This is a genomic window from Gimesia maris (assembly GCF_008298035.1).
Taxonomy (GTDB): Bacteria; Planctomycetota; Planctomycetia; order Planctomycetales; family Planctomycetaceae; genus Gimesia; species Gimesia maris.
This window is the reverse complement of the sequence record NZ_CP042910.1, coordinates 2105381-2118334: the sequence shown is the minus strand read 5'-3', so window position 1 is coordinate 2118334 and position 12954 is coordinate 2105381. Positions and strand designations below refer to the sequence as shown.

The following is a 12954-nucleotide window of genomic DNA, read 5'->3' as shown; positions in this document are numbered from 1 at the left end:
TACCGCCTGTGTGCCTTAAACGGGCAGCAGGCGGTAATGATCGAATTTGCTGTTTCATGCAGGCTGAACCAGAGGACTGAAGTTCTTTACTCTGGCTTCTGCTGCGAATCTTTTTCCGCGTGGGTTGCTTTACTGATGAGCTGCTTCAACTTAGATTCCGGGCTCACCAGTTTTTTCGCCAGAATATCCTGCTCGGTAAATTTCGCCAGTAATATTTCGCCATCCGTGGATCGATTGCGATCGTATGAAATATAAATCGATCCATCCGGCGCCTGAAAACCATCGGGGTAGGAAATTCCTTTTCGCTCATCAATCACCAGCCCGCCCTGCCAGGTCAGACCATCATCGTCTGAGAGCCAGGCACTTAACTGTACCCTGCCCTGATGGGAGTCAATCTTATCTCCATGCTTGATGAGCAACAACCGCCCTGATGCCAGTCGGCGGATATGAAAACGCGCGTTGGGCTGACGAATCTGTGGAGGCTGTGTAGGATTCGCCCAGGTTCGGCCGCCATCCGTCGATATCGTCTGCATAATGCCTTTTCGGGTCCGCGCCAGCATCCAGAGTGAACCATCCTTGCGTTCGACGATCATATGTTCGTGCCAGTCCGGGTTGGGAAATACTGCCGCGCCACGGCGTTGCCAGGTGGCTCCCTGATCGGTCGAAACGAATACATTCGCTCCACGCTGGGAATCCAGCTCTTGAAAGCAACCTTTAAAGGGTCCGAAACCGCTACGCTGATCCAGCGAGATCGGCAGCATCCACTCTCCCTTCGATAACACAGTCGGTTTATTTAAAGTGACTCCATGCCAGATCCGGCGTGGCTTGGACCATTTTGGATCTGCGGCATCAGGATTCTCACATACCGTTGCCCAGACTCCTGCCCGGCCATCGAACATATGCAGTGATTGATCAAAGATCAGCCAGAGCCGCCCGAGCGGATCGGTCCAGAGATTGCCAACCAGAATACTGCGATCAATGGGATGATCCGGCGAATGGGAATCCAGAACCACACGCGGCCGTGACCAGCTTGCCCCGTCATCATCACTGGAGGCAAGTACAAAAAAAGCCTCGGGACTGTCGCCCCCTGCCACCCAGCAGGCCCAGAGCCGCCCGCCAGGCGTTCTTTCGATGCCAATCGTCATGCCGTAATCAAGTTTGTCGTAGTCATATTCAGGAAGCGGTGAAGTATTCACCACGGGCGGAACTAACGCCAGATCGGCCAGCTGTTCCATATTTTTAATCTCAGCCTGTTTCTCTTTTTTCGACCTGGGAGTCGCTTCAGTTACTTCGACGCTTGTATCAGCCCCCATTACGAGTAACACCAGTTTCTGAAACCGCAGATGCTCTCCTTGTTTTACCTGTTTTCGCCAGGTAGTCACCCGATTGATTTCACCCGGGAAGAGCGGAAATTCCGGGAGATCCACTTTTTCAAATCCCTGTCGAATCAGATCGAGTACTCGACTCGCCGCTCCTGGCCGTCTGGCGGGAGTCAGGGCATACAGAGTTCCCGCTGTTTTGCAGACCACTTCATACCCTTCAATAGTTGTTTTGAGGAACTTTAGTCCTTTCAATAACTCAGGAACCTCCTGGAGTCTGTATTGACGATCGGTAAACAGTTCTACGCCCGGCTGCATGATGGCGGGCTGAACAACCGGTTTTGGTTTCGGCTTTCTTTGCATGCCCGCTTGAGAAGCAAACTCGCCCTTCGCTTCGAGTTTACCAAACATGATTCGCTCTTTACGACTGGGAGAAGAATCTCCCTGTGTGACGCAGAGCCAGATGGCTCCTTCGTATTCTGCGAAAGCCGGATATTGAAATGAGTGAGGTGTTTCGAAGCGGTACTTGCGCTGCCAGGTCTTCCCATCGCGGGAGACATCGACGTTAAAGACGCTGCGATTCACACCCTCAATGCGGGTCGCTTCCTGCCAACCCAGATAATACACTTCACCAAATTTATCGAAGGTCGGTTTTGAATTCGTGCCATTGGGAACGGCAGGAATTGGTGCACCCACTGTCCAGTTATGACCATCCTGACTGGTAGTGAAATAGTAATTGCGATCGCCGCCATCATTGCGGCAGATGGCCATCCAGGTTCCATCGGACAGGCGATTGATGGCCGATTCACTCAGTTGTGCAGACTGGGGTTCGTTGTAATGCCCGAGTACTTCAATCGTATCATGCTGATCATTGATACGGGCGAGTGCATTCTGTTTTCCTGCAAAATTATTAATGGCGATATAAGTCTGATTTTCCCAGTTTTTGAAGGAATCAAACAGATAAAGCCCGAAATCTTTAGCCGGTTTCCTGAAACCGTCCGCAACGGCATCGACATGAAAATACTGCGGCTGCATATCGAAGGTACCAGCAGCGGTTTTCAGTTTGATCTTATGGATTTTGTTTTCGAAAGCACGGGCAGGAATATCAAAATCAATATACCAGGTTTGAGCCTGTCGCTTGCCGGGCTGTTCACTGGCAAAAAAACAACGCAGGGTATTTTCATCATGTTGAAGAATCCGGGGTACAAAACAGGCACCGACGGGCAATGTTTCATTTTCGTACTCCTGGCTGCTGCGTGCGAAGGGAATGACCGCTTCGACTTTTAACGACGTCAGATCTACGATCGACATTGCGCAGTAGATTTCAGGCCAGCCGGCACTTTCACCGGCTCGGGTATCATTGACCTCTGCAACGATAAAGGCGTGATCGTTTATCAGGACCAATTCCGCATCGTGAGCCCCCTTCACCTGTTTTCCCGTGACCGTGATCAGGCGTTCCAGAACCTGATCACCGGCGAGCGCAGCATCCCAGCCAGCGGGTACCTGTGGTTCCGCAGCAGTGCACAGCGAAACAAACAGAAAGAAGTTGAAAGTGAAGCCGAGCGCGTATTTCATGGGAGTCATTCTTTTCTATAGTTTTCAATGAATTGAATGCAGGTCTCTGTTATAACGATATTTATTATGCACAACCGAGCAGTTTTCGAACAGTCAGACGCGGCGAGATAAAGCGTTTTGAGTAGTCTGCATAGATAAAGTAAGAGGTGATGAGCACGAATTCAAATCAGGAATCACAGGCAACAACGAGCGGAAATCTGGCACCGTGGACAACCGGCGATCTGCCCGCGCCGCCTCCCTTTACGATTCGCAATTTATTTCGCACGATTGGCCCCGGAGCAATTTTACTCGCGGGTTCCATTGGAGGAGGTGAATGGCTGGTCGGCCCGACCATTACGGTCAAGTACGGATTGGATATTCTGTGGATCGCCACAGTTGCGATTGTGCTGCAGTTGCTGTTTAACCTCGAAGCAATCCGGTACACACTTTATACGGGTGAACCGATCCTGGTGGGAATCATGCGCTTACGTCCCGGCTCCCGCTTCTGGGCCAGCGGTTACATCTTCGCCACCATTGCCCAACTGGGAGTACCTGCCCTGGCGGCGGGTTGTGCCTCTGTGCTCTTCGCTGCGTTTGCCGGTCATATCGCCGGCGCAGGAGATGCCACGTACCTCAGCTATTTAACTTATGTTGTGATCCTGGTGACGGTAGGAATCCTGCTTAGCGGCAAGACGATTGAACGCATGCTGGAATATTTTTCCTGGGCAATGATCGCGTTCATTTTTTCGTTTCTGATTGTTGTGAATGTACTTTTCGTTCCACTGGAACACTGGCTGAAAACCTTAAGTGGGTTCTTTCAGTTTGGACGACTCCCCGCTGATATTGATATTTTGTTGCTGGCTGCTTTTGCTGCGACCGCAGGCTCCGGAGGCATCGGCAACCTGGTGATTACCAACTGGTATCGCGATAAAGGTTTTGGCATGGGCAGCAGGGTCGGCTCGATTTCGAGTGCCTTCAGTCACAGTGAAGTACAGTTGTCTGCAACAGGTCAGGTTTTTCCCATCACCGACGAGAATCTCCAAAACTGGCGATCCTGGTGGAAGTATGTCTCTGCAGACCAGATCTGGCTCTGGGGCATGGGGTGTCTGGTCGGCATGTTTTTGAACGTCAATCTGGCGACAGCCGTCATCCCGGAGAATACGGAGATGGATCACATGGCAGCAGGTGCTTTCCAGGCCCGCTACATGGCGGAACATCTCTGGTCAGGCTTCTGGTGGCTGGCGCTGTTGAATGGGTTCTGGGTGCTGATGTCGACTCATTTAAGTAATACCGATGTTTTGATTCGCACGGTGACCGATATTGTCTGGGTGGCCAGCCCGCAGGTGCGCGAACGCCGTAGAATGAATATCAGCCGGCTGTATTACTTCTTTCTGACGCTTGCCACGATCTGGGGACTGCTGGCAGTGAACTGGGGCCATGCGCTGTCCCTGTTCAAGATTCTGGGAGCCGTCGCCGGGCCTGTACTCGCTATTGCTGCGGTACAGATCCTGATTGTCAACACGAGGCTGCTACCTGAAGAACTGCGGCCTCACCTCTGGCGGCGCGGTGCCTTGATACTGTGTGCAATCTGTTACGGATGCCTGTCGCTGGCTTTGCTTTGGGACTTGTATTTATCGCTGAGATGAGCCAGACTGTACTGTACAAAGAGCGTGCTCATTGGATCATGGAGATTCCAGCTGTGAAGCCACTTGTATCAACCAGAGAACATTGCCCCCCTGTTTTCCCACGAACGGTTTTGTTAGCGATCCTGCTCTGCGCTACTCTTCCCTCTTTCTCTGCTGCAGCTGAGAATCCTGTCGCACAAACACCTGTGTTTTATGAAAGCAGGATCCAAAATCTCTTCGAAGAGAAGTGCCTCAGCTGTCACAATGCAAAAACCAGAAAAGCGGGACTGGATCTGAGTTCTCCCGAGAGCATCCTCAAAGGAAGTGAGTCGGGGCGGATCATCCAGGCGGGTGACGCAGACGCCAGTCTGTTATTTCAGATGATCGAATCATCTGAAATGCCGCCGGATGAGAAAAAACATTTCAGTAAAGAGGAACTTCAGCAGTTGCGTGACTGGTTGAACGCCGGTGCCCACTTTCGCGAAAAAGTCAAATCAGCGCCTGCTGTCACGCAGCACGACATTATTCCCCTGCTCCATTTACGATGTGTGGTCTGCCATGGGGGCCGGCGCAAAGAAGCCGGTCTGGACTTGCGAACGAAAGCATCCATTGTCAAGGGGGGCAAATCCGGGCCGGCAGTCATTCCGGGTAATCCGTCAGACAGCCTGTTGCTCAAACGAATTCATGCAGGTGAAATGCCACCCCCGCGCAAGCTGGTCTCAGCCAGCGTCAAACCGATGCCGGACAATGAACGGGAACTGCTTGCGCAGTGGATTGCGCTGAAATTACCGGAAGTAGATGCGCCGCGAAGTGAGGAAGAAACACTGATAACGGAGGCTGATCGAAAATTCTGGTCTTTTCAGCCCCCCGTACAGCCAAAGCCACCGAAAGTTGAGGGGCAGGACCGGGTACAGAATCCGATTGATGCATTTGTTTTACAGCGTCTGGAACAGAAGGGGCTGAGCCTGTCTCCTGCCGCCAGCAGACGAACTTTAATTCGCCGACTCTATTTTGATTTGACCGGGTTGCCTCCGCAACCTGATGAAATCGAGCAGTTTCTCATTGATACGGATCCGCGTGCCTATGAAAAACTGGTGGATCGTCTGCTCGCATCCCGTCGCTATGGCGAACGGTGGGCACGGCACTGGCTGGATGCCGCCGGCTACGCGGATTCGGAAGGTGCACAGAATGAAGACAAACTGCGGCCTCACATGTACCGCTATCGTGATTACGTGATTCGGGCCTTGAATGAAGACAAGCCTTATTCGCGTTTTCTGATAGAACAGATCGCCGGGGATGAACTGGTCGATTACCAGTCAGGAAAAATCACGCCGGAAGTTTACGACTGCCTGGTTGCGACAGGATTTCTGCGAACCGCCCCCGACCGTACGTTTGCGGACATCACGAACTTTGTCCCGGATCGCCTGGAAGTCATCGCCGACGAGATGGACATCCTCGGTTCGGCTGTGCTGGGGTTAACCATTAAGTGTGCCCGCTGTCATTCCCATAAATTTGATCCCATTCCTCAACGCGATTACTATCGTCTGACTGCGGTTTTCAAAGAAGCCTATGATGAACACGACTGGCTCAAATCACAGGGACCACGGACGCTGTCATATATCCCGAAGGAAGAACGCGACAAATATCATCAGCGCGAACAGGAACTGGCTGCCAAAGTGCAGCAGATCGAGCAGGAAATCGCTAAGCTGACAAAACAGACACAGAAGCTGCAGATGGAAAAGCAGGCCAAATCGCTGGAAGAAGCTGATCCGCAGTATAAACAGAAATGTGATCAGCTACAGCAGAAGATCAAAGCATTGGAGGCTAGAAGACAGCCTCAACCGCGGATTCGCGCACTCTGGTCCCGGGGCACCCCTTCCCCCAGTTATATTCTGAAACGTGGAAACTATCTCACTCCCGGACGCCCCGTCGAACCCGGTGTGCCCGCTGTACTCGCCGGCAGACAAAACCCGCTGGAGGTGATATCCAAGCCCGGTCAAGTGGCTCACAAGGGGGGACGACGGCTGGCGTTTGCACGCTGGCTGAGTCAGCCGGACCATCCATTGACCGCACGGGTGATGGTCAATCGTATCTGGATGCATCATTTTGGCAGAGGAATTGTCAAGACACCCGAGAACTTTGGACGGGCAGGAGAACGTCCGACTCACCCGGAGCTGCTGGACTGGCTGGCAACAGAATTTGTGCGGCAGGACTGGAGCCTGAAAGCCCTGCATCGGCTGATGGTTACCTCAGAGACTTATCGACAGTCCTCAGCGGTATCGGATGAGGCATTGCGCGGAGACCCGGATGGCAGCCTGCTCTCGCGGATGCCTTTAAAGAGGATGGAAGGTGAAGTACTTCGGGATACGCTGCTCTACCTGTCAGGCCGATTGGATGAAACTCCTTATGGGCCTGCCGATCCGGTTGATGTACGCCGTGATGGTCTGGTGACATCCCAAGTTTCCGATCAGGGCTGGCGCAGAAGCATCTATGTGCTGCAACGCCGCACACAGATACCAACGCTGCTGGAAAACTTTGACTATCCACAGATGGGCCCGAACTGTATTCGACGCGGCGAATCACTGGTGGCGCCCCAGGCGTTACACTTATTGAACGATCAGATGATTCATCGACTGGCGACTGACTTCGCTGCAAGAGTCTCCAGTCAGGCTGGCAATGATTCTACTGCTCAAGTGGAACAGATCTACCTGCAGGCATTTGGTCGGGAAGCATCTCAGGAGGATATTTCCATTGGGATAGAGACTATGAATGCATTGAATCAGCAATGGTTAAAAGCGAATCCCAAAATCACAGCAGAGGAAGCATCTCAAAAATCGCTGACTAATTATTGTCATGCGATTTTCAATCTGGCCGAATTTCAATATATCGATTGAATGGATCTGTTGATCCATATTACTGCAGCAGAAAGTAATGTTGTATGAATCCTGAAAGCTCTGTCCAGAATCTAATTCCTCGCCGCAGTTTTTTTCAGCAGGTCTCCACGGGGTTGCAGGGAGCCGCCCTGACCTGGTTATTGAAACAGGATCTGTACGCTGAGGAAAAACCGAAGCCGGCTCACCAGACTCCCCAGTTCGGCCCTCATCATCAGCCGCGCGCCAAATCGGTCATTCATTTATTCATGAACGGCGGTCCCAGCCAGATGGACCTGTTTGATCCCAAGCCTTATCTGGACAAACACCATGGCCAGGATTACTTTCAAAAGATTGCCGGCGAAGTCGAGTTTCCTGCCCAGGCGGGTGCGATCATGCGCAGCCCCTTCAAGTTCGCACAGCATGGCGAATCAGGGATGTGGGTCTCGGATATCATGCCTCACCTGGCGGAGCAGGTCGATGAAATCACCATGATCCGATCGATGTATACGACCAATTTAACCCATGAACCGGCGCTCTATAAAATCCAATCAGGCAGTGAATTCACAGGGCACCCTTCCCTGGGCGCCTGGGTTTCCTATGGACTGGGAAGCGAAAACCAGAATCTACCCACCTATGTCGTACTGGATGATCCACGTGGTCTTCCCGTAAACGGGATTGAAAACTGGCAGGCAGGATTTCTGCCGGCACAACATCAGGGCACACGCTTTCGCGCCACCGGTTCGCCCGTGCTGAACCTCAAACCCGATTACGAACAACCTTCTACAGTCACACAACTGGAACGCGATCTGATTACCCGCCTGGATCGAATTCATCAGCGAAAACGGACACACCATCATCAACTGGAAGCGCGGATTTCCTCTTACGCTCTGGCCGCCCGGATGCAAATCGCGGCATCCGATGCCCTTGATCTGACACAGGAGACCCAGAAGACTCAGCAACAGTATGGTATCGACCAGCCTGTGACAGAATCTTATGGTCGCCGCTGCCTGATTGCACGTCGTCTGGTTGAGCGGGGTGTGAGGTTTGTCCAACTATTCATCAACAGCCAGATCTGGGATACACACAGTTCGATCGCTTCTAACTTGAAAAAAGCCTGCCAGCGGACGGATCAACCAGTGGCGGCATTACTTCAAGACCTGAAACAACGCGGTTTACTGGATGACACTCTGGTAATGTGGGGTGGCGAAATGGGGCGTTTACCTATTGCCCAACTGGCAGCGAATAAAGATGCCAGCAAATCAGGTCGCGATCATAACAAGAATGCCTTGTGCACCTGGATGGCTGGTGGCGGCGTGAAAAAAGGGCTGGTCTGGGGCGCCACAGACGAACTCGGCTTCGCTGCGGTCGAAAACCGCATCAGTGTTCCTGACTGGCATACCACCATGCTGCATTTACTGGGGTTAAACCACGAAGAACTGTTTATTGAACGCAATGGACTGAAAGAGCGTCTGACCGGAGTAGGTAACAATCCTCAGATCATACAGGGGATACTGGCTTAAATTAATCTTCGCAGCCCCAACAGCCCCTGGCCGAGCGCTAAGACCGAATCCGGGCTTATATCATCTCAGCCGGAGTCATTCCCCACCTTTCAAATTGAGACCAAATGTCGCCTTACAACAAATAAGGAAATATTTTCACAATTAATTAGCATTCCTAATCCAAAACGTTAGGATCAGATAAAACCCTCTCTTCCTGATTCTTTCAGAGTCAGGACAATCGTCGATGATTCATGTAAAAACTCCCATTTCGGGAAATTGAAAAACCAAAATTCGTGTCACAACAAAAAGCAGGCAGTTTCAAAAACAATTGATTCGAAACCGACAGGAGGCACCATGTTTAAACGTGTTACTTCGTGGTTGAATTATCTGCTGCTCAGCCCCGCTGTCTTGTGTATTGTGCTGGTTGCGTTTTTTTCAGGTTCTCTGCTGCTCTGTAATCACCTGATTAATGTGGATACATCAGGAAGACCGCTGACGTATCAATGCACCATATTTAAAAACCACCCCGTCACCCAGGAATTAATAGATGCCACCAGTGAGTTAAACTGGCAATCCGACCCGGAGCTGGTAGCCCGGGTAGACGAATTGTGTGAGATTCTGGCGCAAATGAAAGCGGACCGGGAACAGAATATTCTTTCCAAAGCAGACAAAGATCATTTAGATGATCATCAAGACTGGTTTGTTGATATTTCCGTACCAGTCAGACAGGCTTCCATGGAATCAATTCGTGAGTCGGAGATGTGAAGTACCGGGTCAGAAGTAAGATGATCAGCACAGAACAGCAGCCGCCGTTCAATGCAAACCGTAGCGGCTCATCTTATAGTGTAGTGTGCGAACACTGACCCCTAACAGTTTAGCCGTTTTTTCACGATGATAATCACATGAAGCGAGTGCCGCAGTAATTGCTGTCTGCTCTGCCGCTTCGGTCACTTCTACCAGCGTTTTTACAGGAACTGATGTGGCCGACATTTCGGGATTCAGTTCAACGGGTATATCTGTCGCGTGAATCACTTCCCCCGGCAGAGTCACCACCAGTCGTTCAATGACATTGCGAAGCTGCCGAACATTTCCAGGCCAGCGTGCTCTGGCAAACTTCTGCATTGCCTCGGGAGAAACCTGTTTTAAGGGCCGGTTATGCCTCTGGCAGAAGTGCGTCAGGAAATGTTCGATCAACAGGGGAATATCATCTTTACGTTCGCGGAGCGCCGGTATCTGAATCGGGATTACATTCAGTCGATAAAACAGATCCTCACGAAAGGAGCCGTCCTCAATCAGTGGCTCAACCGATTTATTGGTCGCAGAGATAATCCGGGCGTCACTGATAAATACTTCTTCTCCTCCCACTCGCATGAACTGCTGCGTTTCCAGGACGCGGAGTAAATCGACCTGGCTTTTGGCTGGCATCTCTGTCACTTCGTCCAGAAACAGGGATCCTCCCTGGGCCTGCTCGAAGCAGCCCGGCTTCTGTCGGGTTGCACCGCTGAACGACCCTTTTTCATGTCCGAATAATTCACTTTCAAGAAGCGTTTCGGGCATGGCACCGAGGTTCACGGCAATAAAGGGACCGCTGCAACGATTACTTAAATCATGCACGGCACGGGCAACCAGTTCTTTCCCGGTGCCACTTTCCCCCTGAATCAGAATCGTCGCATCGGTCGCTGCCACCTGACGTATCTGCTGAAACACATCATTCATCGCGGCACAGTTTCCAATGATACCGGAAACTTCACCGGCATTAACCAGGCGATTTCTTAATTCAAGATTCTCAATCTGTAAACGATGATGCTCTCGCGCTTTGCGAACCTGATGTCGAATCAGGTCCAGATCCAGAGGCTTGGTGATAAAATCAAATGCCCCCAGGCGCATGGATTTCACCGCTGTTTCCACGGTTCCATGGGCCGTTATGAGGATCGTTGTTGTCTGCGGACGGATGTGTAGAATCTGATCAATTAATTCGAGCCCGTCCATTTTTCCCGGCAAGCGAACATCGGCAATGACCAACTGAAAAAAACCTTCTCGGAATTTAGCAAGCCCTTGTTCTGCATCTTGTGCCGTCTCTAACACATCGGCTTCGCGCGCTAAACCTTTTGCCAGCCCCGAACGAATGTTGGGTTCATCATCGATGATCAGTATTCCAAATCCATCAGAATTCATGGTTTCTCGTTTATTGGCAATAGTACTGAAAAAGCAGTTCCACCAGCACCCGTCTTCAAATCAATGGTACCATCATGCTGTCTTACAATCTTTTCACATAGAGCAAGTCCCATGCCGGTTCCGTCATTACGGGTTGTAAAATAAGGATCAAAGATGCGATCACGGTACTCGGCTGGAATTCCCTTACCGCTATCGGACACCTTTATACGCAGCCATTCCCCTTCCTGCTGTAAACCAATTGAAAGAATCCCCCCCTCAGGCATGGCCTGCAGTGCATTCAATGCCAGATTCAGGAGCACCTGATCCATGTGAACAGAATCTGCTTTTATGGCAGGGAGGTTTTCTTCTGCAAGATTTACCTCCACTTTGACGTGCTGCTGTTCTGCCTGAGGTCGAATAAACCGCGCTAACTTTTTGATTAAGGTTCCCAGATCAACGTCCGTACGGCCTGGCTCAGACATGGAGGCATAGTCGCGAAATCCCTCCAGAACGGCTGTCAGGCGGATAATTTCAGTATGAATTACCCCCAGCATTTCATTGACATCTTCGCTGGTCGTCTGCCCCATGAGAGCTTCATCCAATAGTTGAACATGCAGAGAGAGAGCACTCAGTGGATTTTTAATTTCGTGTTGCAACCCCGTAGCGAGTGACCCCAGACCTGCATATCGTTCCATTCTGCGCAGTCTCTGTTCCATCAAAGCGCGCTCTGTCACATCGCGAACGTGGAGCACGGTCCCCAGTTCTTCCTGTTGCTCATTCCTCAGTAAACTGCACCCTGCCCGGAGAGTCTGTTCATGTCCCTGTGTTGTAATCGTATAATCACAGTCTCTGACAGGGGAATGATGCGCATTGACATGACTGCAGATCACCGACAGCAGGGTGTGTTCTATGCCAACGACAGATAAAGGCTGATCAATAACATTCCCATGCAGGCCGAGTAATTCCATTCCGCGCGGATTGATACTGGTGATGACTTCCTCTCGATCTGTCGTCAGGACTCCCTGATCCATGCTGGCCAGCACATCACTTGCCAGAACTTTGACCTCACGTAAAGAACGTTCACTATTTAAATAGGCGCGAACCAGCAAAGCCAGAGCAACTGCGGTAACACAGAGATTCAATACCAGCAGGATTGATAACTGTGACTGAAATCGTAATTCCCCCGCCAGTTCCCTCGCGACAGCCAGATCACTGTCAGGCAGATCTCGTATAATCCGCGCTACTATTTCCTGTTCACGTTGGAAATCCGCGAGAATCCAAAGAGTCACTATCAGTCCTGTGAGACTCAGGAGAGCCAGACCACCGATTGCCAGTTGAAATCCGCGACTGACTCGCGTCTTGTAGACATGAAACATCTATAGGATCCCGCCCGCCATACATTTCTCTCCCTGCAGAGATGAGTGTTCGCAATAACATCCCCGAACAGCCATCCTGCTGGAACAGATCATTCTAAACTCTTTTGTACACAAAATATTTTAGTCGGTAATTGTAATTTCTCAATGAGTTGAAGCCCGTGCTTTTGCTTACCCCATCTGCAGAATCTTGCAGACAATATGCAGCAGTTTGCACATATCATCAATCTGGAGTGGACTGACAGAGAGTTTTATCCACAATAAGAAAGAGGATCATCCTTTCTACAGATTTATGAAAAGAGCTTGAAGAAGAGAGACTCCTGCCAGCTTTCAGACCAGCAACTGTATTCAAACACGTTTCATTTGAGACCTGAAAAGGAAACCTGGATCTCACGAACAGGTAAGCAAGCATTAATTGTACCGTGGACATGTTCATGAATCAGTCTCCCCTTGTTACAAATCAACTATCGATGAAGATCCAGTGTATCACAACATGTACTGGAGCGGATCACATTTGGTCCTGTCGTCTGGCGATCTATTAAACTCGATTCACATGA

Annotated in this window: 7 protein-coding genes; 4 read left to right on the top strand and 3 right to left on the bottom strand. The window is 50.9% G+C overall.

The features are described 5' to 3' along the window. Positions 1-86: 86 nt before the first annotated feature. Positions 87-2894, bottom strand: a complete 2808-nt coding sequence (locus GmarT_RS29715) for a sialidase family protein (protein WP_198139430.1) — start codon at positions 2892-2894, stop codon at positions 87-89. 149 nt (positions 2895-3043) lie between these two features. Here GmarT_RS29715 and GmarT_RS08010 point away from each other — a divergent pair, with 149 nt between their 5' ends. The 4 genes from GmarT_RS08010 (at position 3044) to GmarT_RS07995 (ending at position 9635) form a co-directional block, all read left to right on the top strand. Further along, entirely contained in the window at positions 3044-4519 is a 1476-nt protein-coding gene (locus GmarT_RS08010; RefSeq protein WP_002647838.1) for an Nramp family divalent metal transporter, read from the top strand. A gap of 53 nt (positions 4520-4572) precedes the next feature. Further along, complete coding sequence (locus GmarT_RS08005; protein ID WP_187782351.1) at positions 4573-7392, top strand: DUF1553 domain-containing protein; 2820 nt, start codon at positions 4573-4575, stop codon at positions 7390-7392. 44 nt (positions 7393-7436) lie between these two features. Further along, positions 7437-8891 carry a DUF1501 domain-containing protein gene (locus tag GmarT_RS08000; RefSeq protein WP_002647840.1) on the top strand — a complete coding sequence of 485 codons (1455 nt, stop codon included), beginning with the start codon at positions 7437-7439 and terminating at the stop codon, positions 8889-8891. Positions 8892-9224: 333 nt separating this feature from the next. After that, a complete protein-coding gene (locus GmarT_RS07995; RefSeq protein WP_002647841.1) occupies positions 9225-9635 on the top strand; it encodes a hypothetical protein in 411 nt (136 codons plus the stop codon). A 48-nt stretch (positions 9636-9683) separates the two neighbouring features. Here GmarT_RS07995 and GmarT_RS07990 read toward each other — a convergent pair whose 3' ends face one another. Together GmarT_RS07990 and GmarT_RS07985 are read right to left on the bottom strand one after the other, a co-directional pair. After that, positions 9684-11045 (bottom strand): sigma-54-dependent transcriptional regulator, encoded by a 1362-nt coding sequence (locus tag GmarT_RS07990; protein ID WP_002647842.1) that lies wholly within the window; start codon positions 11043-11045, stop codon positions 9684-9686. Continuing rightward, positions 11042-12400, bottom strand: coding sequence for a two-component system sensor histidine kinase NtrB (locus GmarT_RS07985; RefSeq protein ID WP_002647843.1), 1359 nt, complete (start codon positions 12398-12400; stop codon positions 11042-11044). Before GmarT_RS07985 ends, GmarT_RS07990 begins: the two co-directional genes overlap by 4 nt. Between the last annotated feature and the right edge of the window lie 554 nt (positions 12401-12954).